The organism is Nocardia amamiensis NBRC 102102, from assembly GCF_001612745.1.
In the GTDB taxonomy this organism is placed as follows: Bacteria; Actinomycetota; Actinomycetes; order Mycobacteriales; family Mycobacteriaceae; genus Nocardia; species Nocardia amamiensis.
This window is the reverse complement of sequence record NZ_BDBA01000121.1, coordinates 1-15,769: the sequence shown is the minus strand read 5'-3', so window position 1 is coordinate 15,769 and position 15,769 is coordinate 1. Positions and strand designations below refer to the sequence as shown.

At 68.4% G+C, this 15,769-nt stretch carries 15 protein-coding genes; 13 read left to right on the top strand and 2 right to left on the bottom strand.

Annotated features, from left to right (window positions below; translation table 11 throughout):
- Positions 1–59: 59 nt before the first annotated feature.
- The 11 genes from NA4_RS22460 (at position 60) to NA4_RS22405 (ending at position 8,655) form a co-directional block, all read left to right on the top strand.
- Positions 60–1,910, top strand: a complete 1,851-nt coding sequence (locus NA4_RS22460; protein WP_067473362.1) for a hypothetical protein — start codon at positions 60–62, stop codon at positions 1,908–1,910.
- Positions 1,907–2,689, top strand: a complete 783-nt coding sequence (locus tag NA4_RS22455; protein WP_067473359.1) for an ESX secretion-associated protein EspG — start codon at positions 1,907–1,909, stop codon at positions 2,687–2,689. Before NA4_RS22460 ends, NA4_RS22455 begins: the two co-directional genes overlap by 4 nt.
- 304 nt (positions 2,690–2,993) lie before the next feature.
- Entirely contained in the window at positions 2,994–3,320 is a 327-nt protein-coding gene (locus NA4_RS22450; RefSeq protein ID WP_245671536.1) for a hypothetical protein, read from the top strand.
- Positions 3,321–3,334: 14 nt separating this feature from the next.
- Positions 3,335–3,640, top strand: coding sequence for a YbaB/EbfC family nucleoid-associated protein (locus tag NA4_RS22445; protein WP_067473357.1), 306 nt, complete (start codon positions 3,335–3,337; stop codon positions 3,638–3,640).
- Between the two features lie 129 nt (positions 3,641–3,769).
- Positions 3,770–4,087 (top strand): type VII secretion target, encoded by a 318-nt coding sequence (locus tag NA4_RS22440; RefSeq protein WP_067473354.1) that lies wholly within the window; start codon positions 3,770–3,772, stop codon positions 4,085–4,087.
- Positions 4,084–5,364, top strand: coding sequence for a hypothetical protein (locus NA4_RS22435; RefSeq protein ID WP_067473350.1), 1,281 nt, complete (start codon positions 4,084–4,086; stop codon positions 5,362–5,364). Before NA4_RS22440 ends, NA4_RS22435 begins: the two co-directional genes overlap by 4 nt.
- A gap of 12 nt (positions 5,365–5,376) precedes the next feature.
- Positions 5,377–5,670, top strand: a complete 294-nt coding sequence (locus NA4_RS22430; RefSeq protein ID WP_067473348.1) for a PE family protein — start codon at positions 5,377–5,379, stop codon at positions 5,668–5,670.
- Positions 5,671–5,682: 12 nt separating this feature from the next.
- Positions 5,683–6,663: a PPE domain-containing protein gene (locus NA4_RS22425; protein ID WP_067473345.1), complete on the top strand. Its 981-nt coding sequence runs from the start codon at positions 5,683–5,685 to the stop codon at positions 6,661–6,663.
- Between the two features lie 493 nt (positions 6,664–7,156).
- On the top strand, positions 7,157–7,948 hold the full coding sequence (locus NA4_RS22415; RefSeq protein ID WP_067473341.1) for an ESX secretion-associated protein EspG: 792 nt from the start codon (positions 7,157–7,159) through the stop codon (positions 7,946–7,948).
- Positions 7,949–8,034: 86 nt separating this feature from the next.
- The gene (locus tag NA4_RS22410) at positions 8,035–8,331 is read left to right on the top strand and encodes a WXG100 family type VII secretion target (RefSeq protein WP_067473339.1); all 297 of its coding nucleotides are present in this window, start codon (positions 8,035–8,037) and stop codon (positions 8,329–8,331) included.
- 36 nt (positions 8,332–8,367) lie between these two features.
- Entirely contained in the window at positions 8,368–8,655 is a 288-nt protein-coding gene (locus NA4_RS22405) for a WXG100 family type VII secretion target (RefSeq protein WP_067473337.1), read from the top strand.
- A gap of 145 nt (positions 8,656–8,800) precedes the next feature.
- On the opposite strand, the gene eccE is transcribed toward NA4_RS22405, so the two are convergent.
- Positions 8,801–10,525 (bottom strand): type VII secretion protein EccE, encoded by a 1,725-nt coding sequence (gene eccE / locus NA4_RS22400; RefSeq protein ID WP_067473334.1) that lies wholly within the window; start codon positions 10,523–10,525, stop codon positions 8,801–8,803.
- 95 nt (positions 10,526–10,620) lie between these two features.
- Between eccE and eccB the strand changes: the two genes are divergently transcribed.
- Positions 10,621–12,072 carry a type VII secretion protein EccB gene (gene eccB / locus NA4_RS22395; protein WP_067473332.1) on the top strand — a complete coding sequence of 484 codons (1,452 nt, stop codon included), beginning with the start codon at positions 10,621–10,623 and terminating at the stop codon, positions 12,070–12,072.
- A 111-nt stretch (positions 12,073–12,183) separates the two neighbouring features.
- On the opposite strand, the gene eccA is transcribed toward eccB, so the two are convergent.
- Positions 12,184–14,007, bottom strand: coding sequence for a type VII secretion AAA-ATPase EccA (eccA, locus tag NA4_RS22390; RefSeq protein ID WP_067473329.1), 1,824 nt, complete (start codon positions 14,005–14,007; stop codon positions 12,184–12,186).
- A 121-nt stretch (positions 14,008–14,128) separates the two neighbouring features.
- Between eccA and eccD the strand changes: the two genes are divergently transcribed.
- Positions 14,129–15,601, top strand: coding sequence for a type VII secretion integral membrane protein EccD (gene eccD / locus NA4_RS22385; protein ID WP_067473326.1), 1,473 nt, complete (start codon positions 14,129–14,131; stop codon positions 15,599–15,601).
- Positions 15,602–15,769: the final 168 nt, after the last annotated feature.

Below are 15,769 nucleotides of genomic sequence, written 5' to 3'. Positions count from 1 at the left end.
CCCCGAAGAAGGTAGCTTGGGGATACAGGACGTGCGACGGATAGGCAGGAGCAGGACCTGTGGGCGACGGAGTGAACCCATGGACGGGATTGCAAGGGTTGGCCCGTGACGGCAAGATCACGGTGGACCACGGTGTCGCGGAGACCGCCGCGATCAACGTCGCCGACGCGCTCACCATGGTGGGAATCGTGCACACCGCCGTCGAGCGGGTGCTGAACTATCAGGGCTTCGGAAATCTCGGTTCCGGCGCCGCGCTCGGGTCGAAGTTCTTCAAAGCCGGTCGCGATCTGGACGATCGGCTGAAGGACCACAAGAACATCCTCGGCGAGATGGGGGAGACGTTCGTCATCGCGGGGCGGCTGTACCGGGACGGCGAGACCGACTCGGAGGCGGCGTTCACTCGGATCAAGAACAGCCGCTGGGGCGAGTGGCAGGACTTTCCGCATGTGCCGGACGCCGGTGAGACCCAGCGGCCGGATTGGGCTACCGGGAACGAGCTGCCCGCCATGAACGAGCGGCTGCGAAATGTCAGTTCGTCGCGGGACCGCGACACCGCGGCGGTGACACCGGAACGGGCTCCGGACCGACCGCGGGACAGTGCGCAGAGCGGCGAGCACTGGGACGAGAACTCGGTGCGCGTCGAGAACGCCTACTCGCTGGAGTACAACACCTACTACAGCCTCGGCCAATCCATCGGCGACCACATTTCGGAAGTGACCGACGCGGCAGGCACCTGGAAGTGGATGGCCGACCGGCTCGAAACAGTCTTCACCAACCTGAAGAATCAGCTGACCCAGCTGCAGTCGAACGGTTCGTGGACCGGCGACGGCGCGGCGGGCGCGGTCACTGCGGCCACCGCGTACCAGGGCAATGTCACCGAGCTGACCGGGGACATGCGGCTGGTCAGCGACAACCTCATGTACACCTCGGGGTGGCTCTGGGGAACCAAGATCAACATGCCGCACACTCCCTGGGCGAACGTCGGCAAACCCTATGCCAGGGACGAACTGCTGCCGAAGGCCAGGACCGCGTTCAGTACCTTCTACACGCCGGGTATCACCGCCTCCAGCAACGCGATTCCGGTCCTGCCCGCCGCCCTGACTCCCGTGACCGCTCCCCAGGGGCCCGGTCCCGGTCCTGGTGCCTCTCCCGGTCCCGGTGCCTCTCCCGGTCCGGGTACCTCTCCCGGCCCTGGGATCACCGGCCCCGGTCCCGGTCCCGGACAGTCGAAAGCGCAAGCCGACGCGCAACGTCGTGCCGAAGCCGCCGCACGCCAGCAACAGCAGGCGGCCGCGCAGTTCCAGCGGGAGCAGCAAGCCGCGGCGCGCCAGCAACAGCAGGAGGCGGCGCAGTTCCAGCGGGAGCAGCAAGCCGCGGCACGCCAGCAGCAGGCACAGCAGGCTGCTCAGCAGGCCGCCCAGCAGGGCCAGCAGGCGGTGCAGCAGGCGATGGCCGCCGGACAGCAGGGACTCCAGCAGGCGATGCAGGCCGCCCAGCAGGCCGCGCAACAAGCGTTGCAGGATCGGCAGCGTGCGGGCTTGCCCGGGGTTCCGTCGATACCAGGCACCGAGATCGACCCCAAGACCGGCTTGCCGAAAGGCGCCGGTGGCCCCGGTCCCGGTACGGCGGGTCCCGGCGCGCCGGTCGGCAAGGACCTCACGCAGGCCGCCAAACTGTTCCCGCGCGCGAGCACGGCCACCACGACGGCGACCGGCACCGCGATGAGCCGCGGTGCCGGCATGGCGCCGATGGCGGGCATGCCCGGTTCCCCGGGAGCGGCGGGTGCCGCGGGCCGGAGCGCGGGAGATGGGCAGGCGCACAAGCGGCCTGCGTTCCTCGATTCCACCGAGCACCTGGAAGAAGCGCTCGGCGACGCGCCGCGTGTCGTCAAGCCGGTCGTGGAGAAATGAAGCGAACCTGGAAGTTCAGCGACATCGAGTTCTTCGTGCTCTGGGAGGGCCACGCCAAGGACGCGCTGCCACCACCACTGGTCTTCACCAGCCGCACCCTGCTGCTCGACGATTTCGAGCTGGAGAAGAGCACTGTCCGGGAAGCCTTGCGGAACAAGGTGGACCACTCCTTCGGTGACGTGCTGGAGACGCTCGCCGCGCCGGACATCCGGATCCTGGTGGACGGCTGGGACGGCACGGACGGCGACGACCCGAAGAAGTGCGTCCGTCTGCTCGCGGCGCGACGGGGTGACGCCGGGTACGTCGTCAAGCAGCTGCCGGGCGAAACCATCTGGCACAGTGGCGGGTTCGAAGTGACCGAGTGCGCCGCGCTCGGACTCGCCGACGCGGTGGTCGCGCAGATGCCGGAAGCCGCGGCGGGCAAACTGCCGGAAGTGGTGCTCGCCACGGACAGCGGCTCCGACATGGATTACACGTACGGCGCGTCCGCGGTGGAGGATTCGTTCGACGACACCGTCGCCTACCGCTCGCGGAAGTTCCTCGCGGCCGAGGCCACCACGATCGGGACCATCGCGGTGATCCAGGGCAGTTCGGTGTTCGGGCCGCGTGGCGTCACGCGCGGCGAGATCCGCTGGCGCGATGTGGTGGACGACGGCCGCTACGCGAGCACACCCAGCCTGCCGTCCGTCGCGGTCGGGACGGACGCCGCTCGATTGAAAGCGATGATCAACACCGAGGTCGCCGCCGTGGTCCGGGCGATCAAAGACGAACGCCGGTAGGTCGCGTCGGCCGGGTGCCCGCTTCGGATGTCCCTCTGGATCGGCCCAGCCCATCGGAAAATAGATCGGTGATCACGTAATTGGTGTTGAAACCTGTTGTGAACGTGTCCTGGGGATTCGCCGATCTGGCGTTCGTCGTCCACCGAGGGATAATTGCAGAAAGATGATCTTCCTGTTCCACTCGTCTTCACTGCGCGTTCAAGATCGCTCGAGTCATCGACGATGAATGGGTGCAAACCGGGCCCCGGAAATTTGGGTGCTACTTGTCGGTAGCGGGTCGTACACTTTCAGGTACGACGAGCGGATGAGGGATGCCATGTGGAAAGCAGCGTCCAAGAGTGGCTCGATCTCGGTTGAGACCACCGAACAGGGACTGCCGGTCCGTATCACGGTCGAACCTGGCGAGTTACGGCGCGAACCGGGGGAATTGGCGGCGGCGATTCTCCGATTATGCAAACAATCGGCGAATCGCGCTGGGCTTGCTCGCAGGGCGGAATTGGAGGCGGCCGGGCTCACCAGCGACGTTTTGGCATTGACCGGCTTGCCCAAGCCGGAAGATGTCGCGCGGCAAGAGCTGGTGGACGAAGCGGAGTACGAGGTCGAGCCGCAGACCTGGCTCCGGTCGGTATGAGTGAGGCGGTTGCTGTGAACGAGGCAATGGACGCGCTCGAGGCGAGAGTTCACCGTCAGCTCAACCGAATGCGTGATCTTGCCGACCAGATGGCCGCGGTCCGGGTGCGCGAGACCTCGCCCGACGGCGCCGTCACCGCCGTGGTCGACGGCAACGGCGCGCTCGTGGATCTCGAGCTGTCCGGCGCGATCACGAAGCTTTCGCCCGCCGAGTTCGAGCGAATCTTGGTGAGCACGGCCGCTTCCGCGGCCCGCCGCGCTTTCGCCGAACGTGGCGCGCTGGTGACCAGCTTCAACGAAGAAGCCGCCGAGTATGCGTAGGAATTCGGTGCCTGAAATGTCATGGAAGTGTCTACGGGTGTTTACGGAATATTCCCGGATCAACTGGTGGGATGATCCGGTACATTTGAAAAGAACGGACCAATCGTGTTCCGGCAGCGGAGGTTCCCGATGAACGAGATCGTTGTAGCTTCTGACGCCATCCGCGGGTACGGAGACGCTTCGGCGGCCATGGCCGTCGATATAGCGGTCGCGGGGGCGGCGAACCAGGCGGCCACCATTGCCGCGGCCATCCCGGTTTTCGGCCTGATCGGGCAGGATTTCCTGGCCGCCTTCGCCGTTGCGCAGGCCAACAACTTCACCTCGGTCGCCGAGCTGGCGCATGTGCACGGCATGACCGCTGTCGCCGCACACGAGAGCGCCGCGACCTACGACCTCACCGACGACGCTTCGGCCAGCGACTTCGGGTCGATCAGCACCTCGATATGAGTGCGCCGCTCGACCAGTCCGTCCTGGATCTGCTCCGTCAGAGTGCGGTGGGGCCGATGCTCGACCGGCCGGTCAACGATGTCCTGAAGGACATGGGTTTGCCGCCGCTGCCGGATATCTCGGGTTTGCCGCCGCTGCCGGAGTTTCCGCCGCTCCCGGTGATCGACCTGTCCTTGTTGGCCAAGCCGCTCACGGATTTGGCCAGCAGTTTCGGGACCGGGCAACTGCCCGCCGCGCCGCAACTGGACCCAGCGCAGGTGTTGTCCCAGGTCTCCACCGTGGTGCAGACCGCGATGACACTCGGCACCTCGGCGCTGCAGGTTGTGATGCAGTTGTGGCAAAGCATGGGCGCGTCCTCGGCGGCTCAGAAGGCCGGACAGGCGGCGTCCGACGGCACCGCGGTCGCGAGCCAGAGCGCGGCGACCTCCGCCGGTGTCACGTCAGCCTCGGGTTCGGTGTTCCAGGGCGCGAGCCTGATGGCGGCGATCATCGCGAAATTCATGACCTCGCTCGCCGCATCGGCGCCGTTCCTCGGCACGCCCGGCGGCCAGGTGTTCGTGGTCGCGCTGACCACCGAAACCCTCGCCGAGGCAACCGCCGTGGTCGCCAAGACCCGCGGTGAACTGACGGTGCACAGCGCGCAGATGACGAAGACCGGACAGAAGGTGCCGGTCACGAACGCGCCGAAGAACGTCGACCCGATGCAGACGGTGTCGCAGCTCATGCAGCTGGTCGGCCCGTTGACCCAGATGGCGACCACCGGCGCGCAGGCGCTGCAAGCCGCGCACACCGCGTTGAACGTGCCGAAGTCGATCTCGGACCCCGAAAAAGACCGGGAGCGGTTGCAGGAGGGCGAGCACGCAGAGGGCGCGGAAGGTGCCGGTGCGGGCCCCCTCGGGGCGGGCGTCGGCGGGCCGGCGGGCACTCCTGCGCGGCAATTGACCCCGTGGGCGGGCGCCCGCGGTGCCGGAGCACTCGGCGCCGCGGGCGCAAGTATGCCTGTCGCCGAAGCCGCTTCCACCACGTCCGCCTCCGCAGCGCGTGGCATGACTTCCGGTCCGGGGATGGTGCCGATGGCAGGCGCGGCCGGTGCCGCAGGCATGGCGCGCGCCGGCGAGCAAAGCACCGACGGCGTGCGTGGATTGCTGGTCACCGAGCAGCACGGCAACGAAGTCGTCGGGGAAATCGAGGGTGCCTCGCTGCCGGTGGTCGGTGCGGCCGAACAGGTCTCCGAACCACTGGACTCCGAGCCACCGGACAAGTCGCTCACCCTCTGACAGGAGGACGTCATGGAATTCGATCCCATCGAGGCCCGTAAGTCCGCTGCGGACCTGGACGCTCTCGCCGCGCGTCTGGAAGCCGATCTGCGGCAGAGCATGCCCACGCTGGCGGTCGAGCCCGCGGGCACGGACGAGGTGTCCGGTCGCGCGGCGGAGACATTGCGCGGAGTCGCGTCCTCCTATGACGAGGCCGCGTCCGCCGGGGTGCTGGAAATCCGAAAACTGGCTGCCGCGTTGCGTTCCCACACCGATCTGCTGGTGCGGATGGACGACGACAATGCCGCCGGCTTCGGAGCGAACTGACACGGAGCGCGCATGGTCGAACCACCGGTAATCGGATTCACCGGTGTGGTCTGGCAGGCCAGGCCAACCGAACAACTGGCGCGGGATCTGACCACGGGACCCGGCGCCGCGCCGATGGCCGACGCGAGCACGGCATGGGCGAAGCTCGCCGCGAGTTTCGGCGCCGCCGTCGTGGAATACGACCAGATCGTGGCGAAGATCCGCGAGTCGTGGCGATCCGGCGAGAGCGAGGCCGTGCTCGAGCGCATCACGAAGTTGCGTGACTGGCTGGTCGACGCGGCCGCGGCGGCCGGCCAGAACGCCGCGAAGGCGGGCGCACAGGCGGTCGCCCACGAGGTTGCGCGCCTTGCCATGCCGCACGTCGCCGAAATCGCCGCGCTCGAAGCGGCGAAGCGCGGGATCGAGCAGGCCGGTGCCGCCCTGGGCGCGCCCCTGGTCGCGGCCGCGGCACAGATCGATTCCGATCAGGACCTGGCGAAGGCGAACGCCGCGCGGGTGATGCAGAGCTATGAGGCGGCCACCACGCAGCTGGCCATGCCGTGGCAACAGCAGCACCCACCGGTGATCGCGAGTGGCGCGGCGCTGGAAGCCGAGGCAGGAGCGAACCAGACCACGGCGGCGGCAGCGGCCGCCGCGAGCGTCCCACGCATCAGTGGCATGCCGAACCTCGGCGCGCTGTCGATGCCGCGCGCGAAGACCGCCTACCACGCGCAGACGGTGTCGCAATCGGTGGCCACGCCGGAAGTCGTTCCGGTGGAGCCGGCCCCGGTTGTCGCCGACAACGCGTCGAGCCGGATGGTGCCCGGCGCGATGGCTCCCGGCATGGCCGCGGGCGACACCGAACGCGCCGTCCGCGCCGGAGCGCCTACGGCACCGCGTCCCGGCGATGGCCTGCAGATCGAGGCGGGCGTCGAAGCAGCGCCGCCAGTGCTCGGCGCAGCCCCTGAGCAAGCCGCGCGGCCGGAGTCGGCACGAACCGAGGCGGGACCGTGACCGGGCGTAACGAGGAATCCATCGAGCACAGCACCATCGGGTGCGGCGTGGTCGTGTGCCGACGCGGTGGCATTGTGACCGAGCGCGGTGAGGGGGCCGTGAAGCGCAGCATGAGCGGGTGCGGCGTGGTCGTGTGCCGGTGCGGTGGCATTGTGACGCAATCTGGTGAGGGGGCCGTCGGGCGCAGCATGAGCGGGTGCGGCGCGCGCCTGCGCCGCCGCGGTGGCGTCGTGATCAAGCGCGGCAGGGCAGCCGTGGAGCGCAGCATGAGCGGCTGCGGCGTGGTCGTGTGCCGGTGCGTTGGCATTGTGACGCAGTCTGGTGAGGGGGCCGTCGGGCGCAGCATGAGCGGGTGCGGCGCGCGCGTGCGCCGATGTGGTGGCGTCGTGATCAAGCGCGGCAGGGGAGCCGTCGAGCGCAGCACCAGTGGGCTCGGCGGGGCCGAGCGCTGGCGAGGTGGCGTTGCGTCCGCACAGTGGGGGAGGAGGTCGGTATGCCGACGATGACCAACGACGGACTGCTCGCGGCGTCCGGCCTGATCGGTGTGCAGACGCTGCCGTCGGTGCTCGGCGTTGGGCCGCGGCAGGATTCGGCCGAGGCCTGGCAGGAAGCGCAGCGGGAGGCCCTTACGGGCTTGCGCGCGTCCGGGCTCGTCGACGGCTACGACGAACTCGACGCCGAACTCGCCGCGGCGCTGCACACTTTGGCCCAGCCCGATCGTGAACTGGTCGCCCGCATCTACACCGAAACCGGACCCGTGCGCGTGTGTTTGGCCCGCCGGGGGAGTGCGCACGCGCTCGCCATCCGTACCGGTGACGCCTTCGAGGTGCGCACGGCCTGGGCCGACGACGACGGTGCGGCGCTCGCGCGCCCGGTGCTCGCCGCGCTGGGCGCTTGCCCGCCCGCCGAGATCGCCGGCTTCAGCGCACCGTCGGAGGAATTGCGCGAACGTCTCGACGGCGCCACCGCATCGAGTGATTTCACCCAGGTTGTGTACGCGCTCGGTGTGCTCGACCAGCGCGACGCGATCGAATTCGGTCTCGCCATGTCCAGCTGCTACGCGCACGCCGAAATCGTCGCCTACGCCCATGAGGACGGGGCGACCCTCCGATCGTCCGGGGCGGTAGCCGTGTACGACACCGCGCGTGGTCGTATCGCGGCCAGTCCCGGCGCCGCGGCGGACCTTCGGGTCTGGTCCACCTTCACCCCGGGTTCCGATCACCGGATCGCGCAGGCGATTTCGGCACTGATCGAATCCCTGCCCGGAGGAAGGTGGATGCCCTAGCTCGCGCGTCGTCGAGAGCTGCGTGCGAATACCCGGGAAACGTGAATCGCCAACATGAGTAACGACAGACGAAGGAAGGTCAGAAAATGTCCAAGGTAAGTCTCGACGATGCCGCGGCCGCCCAGGTCGTGAACGATTTCATGACGGCCGTCGGCCAGATCAAGACGACGATCGGCAATATCGGCAGCGACATCGAGGCCGCCAAGCCAGGCTGGCAGGGCGATGCCAACGATGCGTGCGGCCGGGCCGCTCAGGCATGGCAGGACGAAGGCGCCCGCCTCAACAGCAAGCTGGACGACATGACCTCGAAGATCTTCGAGGGCAGCCAGACGAAGAACAACGTCGACGCCGAGAACGTCGACTCGTTCACCAACCTGGTCTGAGCGCGGCGCCGGCCCATCTCTACGAAAGGATCCGACATGCTCTACGACCCCAAGTACCTGGTGCCGCTGATGGATCAGCTGGACGGACACTACCGCAGCCTGCAGACCCAGATCTCCAATCTGGAGGAGGCGGCGGCGAAGCTGATCAACGTGGCGTGGGAGGACAACCAGTCCGCCGAGGGTTTCCGCACCGCCCACACCGCGTGGACCACCGAGTTCAGCGACACCGCCGACATTCTGGAGCGGTTGCGCGACGCGGTCGACCGCGCGCTCGGCAACGCGCAGCACGCCGACATGAAGGTGTACAACAGCTTCTCAGGCTGAGCTCCACCGCTGACCGCGAACGGCCCGTTCTCGATAAGGGCGAACGGGCCGTTCGACGGCTCTCCGCACCAGCGGGTATGACCGCCGCCATCGGTTCCGCACCGGGTGTCGGCCCGCGCTTCCCGCGCACGTGGGGACTGATCCGTCAGTAGGACAGCGCGATCGGGGTGCCGAGGTAGTTCATCTCTGCCGGGGTGGCAACCATGTAGACGGTCGTGGATCCGGTGGCGGTTCGTACTGTCACCAGGTTCGCCGTTTCGGCGTCCTCGATCAACGTGACGTCGGCGTCGAAGGGTTCGGCGCCGGACGCGTCCGAACGCAGCACGATGACCGTCGCGTCGGAATGGTGTGTGGATGGCGGAATGCCGTCGTAGACGAACGCCGTGGCCGACCGATGCGAGCTCGCCTGCTGCGACCCCGCTGACCACGACGCCAGCGACAGCGAGTGCGGCGCGTCGACATATGCCACCATCGAGCGCCATGTGTCGTGCCGGTTGGTGTGCACCACCACGGTGGCGCCCAACGCGATTGCCCGCAGAATCACCTGTTTGGCGATGAGTACTGCGCCGATGATCTCCACCCGGCGCACGTACTGCCCGACCAGCGGCAGTGCCACACCCTGGCCGGAGGTATCGGCGCCGATCACCTGGCCGCAGCCGGTGATCGGGGTGGACAGGTCGGCCAGGGATTCCGGCGTGCCCAAGTAGCTGTCGATCGGCAGCTGCGGGCCCTGGGTGTCGACCGGCAGATATTGCAGCAGCGCGCGACGGTGCTTGCCGGACATGGGCAGCAGGCCGGGAATGTTCACTTCGAGCGGCCGGTCACGGGAATCGAATCGAACGGTCGCGGTCACCGCGATGGTGGCGGGCCCGGCGTCGTGCGGCCCCGTGGTCGCCCCGGCCGCCTGCCGCAGACGCAAAGTCACGGTGGTCGCCAGGCTCGGTGTCGCCCAGACCTCGGCGAGGCCGCGCGGATCGAGAGCCTCCGGGGCCATCCGGTAGAGGGCCGAGTGGATGCCGTCGTGTTCGATGCTGTGCTGGGTTTCGGTGAGCCGATCGAGTGCGGCGCCGCGGGTCAGTTCGTGGACGGCCGAGGTGATTTCGGCGGCCGACAACACCGACACGGTGAGGTCGCGCGCGGCCAGGCGGTTGGCCACCCGGCGGGTGGCGATGATCGCCGACCGCAGCGTTCCGGTGGAGCCGCCACCGCGCCGGTCCACCGCGGGCGCATTGGCCAGCGGATCCAAGCGCAGCACCACCCACACCGTGCGGTGCGCGACCGCGGGCAGCGGCCCGAGGATCTGCTCGTAGAGCCGGGCCACCTGGCCCGCGTCGGAGGTGCGCGAGCCGGTGCTGATCACGTCGATCGAGGCCAGTCCGATGTCGAATTGGTGCAGGCAACGGGCGATTTCGGGGAGCGGAACCATCTCACCGGTGTTCAGGCCGCTCGGGCTGAGCAAAGTGACGCCGCGCGGCTGCGCATCGATCCGCAGCATGGTGATCAGCCGGGTGCCGTCCCAGCGCATGCCGTAGCTGCCGCCGTCGGGCAGCGGAACATCGAACGGCGCATGGTTGACCGCGGACGAACGGTGACGAAACGCGTGCCACCGGAAAGTGAATTCTTCGGCGAGAAACGCCGCCAAGCAATTTCCGCGCCGCCGTACCAGCCCGATCAGCACGATCAGCGCGCCGCCCGCGACCGCGGCATAGGTCGGCGCGTCGAACGCCACCGCGACCAGCGCGACCGTGATGGCCAGCAGCAATACCGGGAGTACCAGGCGAAGTGGGAGAGTCCGGAACAACCAGAACTGTCGTGAGTGCAGCGGCGGAGCCGAAGCCCGTGTGGCCCGGTCGGCCGTCGTTGACGCCATGGGCTCATCATGGACCGAACTTCCTGAGCTTCGCTACTGTAGAGCCGCGCGACCATGTCGCACCCCGATCCACCCGCGTCCTGTTCGGAGGATTCGTGCCGGCCCAGTTGACCACGCGCGCACAAGTCAACGGCTACCGATTCCTGCTACGCCGTTACGAACACGCGCTCGTGCGCCGGGACGTGCGGATGCTGCACGACCCCATGCGCTCACAGTCCCGGTCCCTGGTCGTCGGTGCGGTGCTCGGCCTGCTGGTGGTGGCGGGCGCCGCGATCCTGGCGTTCCTGCGGCCGCAGGGCTCGGTCGACGACGCGAAGATCGTGATGGCCAAAGAGAGCGGCGCGCTCTTCGCGGTCGTCGGCGACACCTTGCATCCGGTGCTGAATCTGGCCTCGGCCCGGCTGATCACCCAGAGCAACGAGTCGCCCACTTCGGTCAAAGAATCCAAGCTCGCGGCACTGCCACGCGGTGCGCTGCTGGGCATCCCTGGCGCTCCCGCGTCGCTACCGGGTTCCTCGGCGGGAAAGCGGTCGATCTGGACCCTGTGCGATGCGGTGCAACTGTCCCCCGCTGGGAGCGCGGCGCGTTCGCCCGGCGTGAGCACCACGGTGATCGCGGGCGGTCTGGAAAACGCCGTGGACGGCGTCGCCCGGCCGCTCGGCCCCGGCGCCGCGCTGTTCGTGGTCCGCGAGGGCAAGACCTTCCTGTTGTACGACGGCAAGCGCGCAGAGGTCGATCCGAAGGACTCCGTGATGTCTCAGTCGCTGAACCTGCGCGCCCATCAGCCCCGGCCGATCAGCACCGGGCTGTTGAACGCCGCGACCCAGGTCGCCGCCTTGGCTCCGCCGCAGATCGAGCGTGTCGGGGAGCCGGGACCCGGCAAGCTGTCCGGCGTGCCGGTCGGCGGCGTGGTACGGGTGCGCGGTGTGGTCGCCGACGACCTCTACGTGGTGCTCGCCGATGGTGTGCAACGGGTGTCGCCGTTCGCCGCGCAGGTCATCCGGAACGCGAATTCCCAAGGCATGAGCGAGATCACCACGGTGCCGCCGGACCGGATCACCGGCATCCCGGTGCTGGAGCGACTCCCGCTCGACCACTTCCCGCCCGAGACGCCGAAAATCATGGCGGCCGAGGATGCACCGGTCGGCTGCACGTCCTGGTCCAGGGGTGCCGACGATCCGGCGGCGACGGTGGCCATCCTGGCGGGCCGCAAACTGCCGCTGTCCTCCTCGGCCACTCCGGTCGAGCTGGCCACGGCCGACGGTACAGGCGAGCGCGTGGACGCGGCCTACATTCCGCCGGGCACGGGCGAATTCGTCCAGGCCACGGGGATCGATCCGGAGAGCGCTCGGCGCGGCACGCTGTTCTATGTGGGCGACAACGGCATTCGCTACGGCATACCCGACGCCGAGACCGCGGCGGTACTCGGCCTGGAATCGAAACCACGGCTGGCTCCGTGGCCGATCATCGGCCAATTGGTGCCCGGCCCCACCCTCACACCGCGGGACGCGCTCGTCAGTCACGACACATTGCCGTCCGGTCGCTAACCCGAACTGCCACCGCGTTCCCTCCCAAGGCGACCACGCAGCGCCGCAACCACGGTCAGATACCCACCTCGCCACGCAACCAGACTGGACCAACTCCCGGAGGCACTGCAATTAGACAGAGTTCAGAGTGGCAAGCACATTCGTGAGGGCATTGGACATGTCGTCGGCCTCGATGCGCATGAGCACCGCCTCGTCCAGGTTGGCCAGATCCAGGCTCTCGTCATTGGCCAGCCGGAATTCGCGCTCCTCCTCGGCCGCCTCGATCACGTTCCTGATGAAGCGGCCGTTGCCGGCGAGGTCGACGCCGCGGCGTGGCTGACCGCTCTGGTCGGTGCTCTCCTTCTCGTACAGCTCGGCGCAGGCGGCGACGAGCAGCGCCAGCGCCTCCTCGGAGACCTCCGAATCCCGCTTGCGCGCGATGAACTGGCCGATCTCACCGAGCTCCTGCGGAGTGTAGGAGTCGAACTTCACCCGCTTGGCGAAGCGGGAGGCCAGACCGTCGTTGGCGGCGAGCAGCCGATCGATCTCGCCGTCATAACCCGCGATGATCACCACGAGGCGGTCGCGATCGTCTTCCATCCTGGCCAGCAGCGTGTCCACCGCTTCGCGACCGAACGCGTCGCCGCCCTGCAAGCCGGTCTGGATGAGCGTGTACGCCTCGTCGATGAACAGCACGCCGTCCATGGCGCTGTCGATCAGCTTGGAGGTCTTGATCGCGGTGCTACCCAGGTGCTGTCCGACGAAATCGGCGCGCTTGGCCTCGACGAGATTGTCGGTCTTCAGCAAACCGAGCCCGCAATAGATCTTCGCGACCACCCTGGCGATGGTGGTCTTGCCGGTGCCCGGCGGCCCGGTGAAGGCCAGGTGCTGGCCGCGCGGCACGCTGGCCATGCCCTTCTGGGCGCGGATCTTGGCCAGTTGCGCGGTGGCTTGCAGCTTGGCCACCTGGGTCTTCACCGCGGCCAAGCCGATCTGCGCGTCGAGCTCGGCGCGCGCGGTCTCGAGGATCTGCTTGGCCTTGTCGTCGCGTTCCTCGCGTCCGATCTGCTCCGCCGAGGGCGCCGAGGCCGGATCCCAGCGGTTGGTGCGCGCGTCGATCTGTTCTTTCGTGGTCACCGTGATGCGGTACTTGCGGTCCCGCATGGCTTGGGTGTTGGCCTCGAAATCCGGCGCCTCGGAGAACACCTTCTCGAACAGCGCCTGCGCTTCGACCTCGTTGCCGGTTTCCCGCAGGCACAGTCCACGGCAGAACCGGGCGGTGGTGGCCGCGGCCGGGATCGGGCCTTGCTCGGCCTGTTCCATCCGGCGGATCGCCTCGCCGAACAGCCCGAGCTGGGCGCAGGCGGTGCCGACCATGACGTGCGCGGCGGCGGCCATGTACGGGTCTTCCCACTCCGCCGACCCGGCCAGCACGGTCATCACGTCGGGCCAGCGCTGGGTCTGATAGTGCAGCACCGCACGCACATAGGCGCAGATGCGGTCGTCGATCTCCTTGTCGGGCTGGGAGAGCTGGGTTTTGCGATGCGCGGCCAGCTCGTCGAGCACCCGTTCGGCCTCGTCGTAGTCCGCGTCGGCGATCAGCTGCCCAGCTTGGGCGAGCCAGATCTCGATATAACTGGCCAGCGGATAGTCGATGTATTGGCCGACCACGAATCGGCCAGCGAGTTCCCTCGGCCGCAGGCCCAGCCTGCGCTGCTCCCGAAAAAGCGTGGTCGAGCTGGTCTTATAGAGATTGAACAGAACTTCCCGGGTAACCTCGCCCGCGGCGGCGCGGCCGAGCCACGCGTCGCACATACCGGGATCCCACTCCGTCGCCCTGGTGAACGCAAGCTTCGCGTAGTCGAGATCGCGTGTGGATTCCTGCCCGTCGATACTGAGGCCCAATGACAAGACGCCGGCGTCGAAGGCGCGTTGTGCTTGGCGGTTGCCGGTCATGCGGGTAAGCCCCCAAAGCTTACGGTATTTGCGAGTTCTCGGTCAGCATACCGGGAGACCGCGGTATAGATTGGGTGCGTTGCCGAGCAAGACAGAGTTGACATAGGGAGTCTGCAAACTCGTGACCGAGTCGTCGACCAGCGGCTTGGGAGCCGCTGATCCGGAGCTGTGCCGAGTCTCGGTGATCGGCGGCAACACCCAGCTGGATCTGGGGCTGCCCGCGACGATTCCGATCGCCGCGTTCATCACCGACATCGTGGAACTGATCGAGTCCCGTACTCCCGACCTCACCGAGCACGACGAAGGCGCCCCGCTGCGCACCGAGCATTGGACCCTGGCCAGGATCGGGCGCGACCCGATTCCGCCCAACCAGACGCTGACCGACGCCGAGGTGTTCGACGGCGAGCTGCTGGTCTTGCGATCGGTGACGGCGAAGGAGTCGCCCGCCCTGTTCGACGACGTGATCGACGCGGTCTCGCGGCTGACGGGGGAGTCGTTCCGCAGCTGGTCACCGGTCGCGGCCCGGTGGATGGGCCTGATCACGGCGCTGGCCGGGGTGCTCGCCGCGATCGGTGTGCTGGCCGTGGCCAAGACCGACGGCGCGAGCATCGCGATCGGCTTCCTGCCCGCGGGCGCCGGGCTGGCCGCGGTGACCGCCGCGGTGATCGGCGTGCGGAAATATCAGGCGACGCTGGCCGCGACGCTGCTGTCGCTGTACGCGATAGCGTTGTTCTTCGCCGCCGCCGCGTTCTTCGTCCCCAACACGCTCGGCTCTCCGCATCTCTTGCTCGCCTCGGTCACGGCGCTGGTCGTGGCCGTGGTCGCCTACAGCGTCACGGGGGTCGGCGCGCTGCTGTGCGCGGCTGCGCTCACCGCGGCCGCGTTCACGGGTTTCTCCGCGCTGGTGCGGATGGTGTGGGAAGTCGGAACGCCCAAGATCGCGGCGGGCGTGCTGGTCGCCGCGTTGATCATGATCACGATGGCGCCGCGGCTCGCGGTCGCCGCCGCGCGCCTGCCCGTCCCCCCGGTGCCCACCGCGGGCGGCGCGATCGACCCGGCCGATCACGAGCCCCGCCCCACCATCGAGGACATCGGCGCGATCGGCGCCACCGCGCTGCCATCGGCGGCGGGTCTCGAACTGCGCGCGAAAGCCGCCAACCAGTACCAATCCGGCATCCTGCTGGGCAGCACGCTCGCCGCGACGGTCGGCGCGGTGCTCGCCGCCGATCCGCTGGGCGCGGCGCGTTGGCAGGGCATCGCACTGGCGGTGGTCCTCGGGCTGATCCTGTCCCTGCGCGGACGGGCATTCGCGGACCTGGTCCAGGCGGGCACGCTGATCGCCGGTGGCGCGACCACGCTGGTCGCGGTCGGGGTCGCCGTCGCGGTCGGCCATCCGTCGTGGTTGGTGCCGATCGCGGGCATCCTGCTGGCGGTCGCGACGGCGATGGTCGGCTTCGGTGTCATCGCCCCGCACACCGAGATGTCGCCGGTGAGCAGACGTGCCGGTGAGATCTTCGAATATCTGCTGATCGTCACCGTCGTGCCGCTGGTGCTATGGATCATGGACTTGTACTCGGCGGCAAGAAACCTGTGATCGTGGAGTGGTTGTGGCGATGAGCGTTCCGCTACGGCTCACCGGGGTGGCGCTGGTGCTCGGCCTCAGCTGTCTCGCCCCGCCCGCCCCGGCTTCCGCCGCCGGGCCGCCGGTCATCGATGACGGCGCGCTGGGCGCGGCGATCGCGGTCAACGCCAGGGGCGGCCC

What these genes read in the sequence shown, in the direction of transcription:
- NA4_RS22425 (WP_067473345.1), top strand. Translation starts at nt 5,683, where the DNA reads ATGGTCGAACCACCGGTAATCGGATTCACCGGTGTGGTCTGGCAGGCC.
- eccA (WP_067473329.1), bottom strand. Translation starts at nt 14,007, where the DNA reads ATGACCGGCAACCGCCAAGCACAACGCGCCTTCGACGCCGGCGTCTTG.
- NA4_RS22410 (WP_067473339.1), top strand. Translation starts at nt 8,035, where the DNA reads ATGTCCAAGGTAAGTCTCGACGATGCCGCGGCCGCCCAGGTCGTGAAC.
- NA4_RS22430 (WP_067473348.1), top strand. Translation starts at nt 5,377, where the DNA reads ATGGAATTCGATCCCATCGAGGCCCGTAAGTCCGCTGCGGACCTGGAC.
- NA4_RS22415 (WP_067473341.1), top strand. Translation starts at nt 7,157, where the DNA reads ATGCCGACGATGACCAACGACGGACTGCTCGCGGCGTCCGGCCTGATC.
- eccE (WP_067473334.1), bottom strand. Translation starts at nt 10,525, where the DNA reads ATGGCGTCAACGACGGCCGACCGGGCCACACGGGCTTCGGCTCCGCCG.
- NA4_RS22450 (WP_245671536.1), top strand. Translation starts at nt 2,994, where the DNA reads ATGAGGGATGCCATGTGGAAAGCAGCGTCCAAGAGTGGCTCGATCTCG.
- NA4_RS22455 (WP_067473359.1), top strand. Translation starts at nt 1,907, where the DNA reads ATGAAGCGAACCTGGAAGTTCAGCGACATCGAGTTCTTCGTGCTCTGG.
- NA4_RS22440 (WP_067473354.1), top strand. Translation starts at nt 3,770, where the DNA reads ATGAACGAGATCGTTGTAGCTTCTGACGCCATCCGCGGGTACGGAGAC.
- NA4_RS22435 (WP_067473350.1), top strand. Translation starts at nt 4,084, where the DNA reads ATGAGTGCGCCGCTCGACCAGTCCGTCCTGGATCTGCTCCGTCAGAGT.
- NA4_RS22405 (WP_067473337.1), top strand. Translation starts at nt 8,368, where the DNA reads ATGCTCTACGACCCCAAGTACCTGGTGCCGCTGATGGATCAGCTGGAC.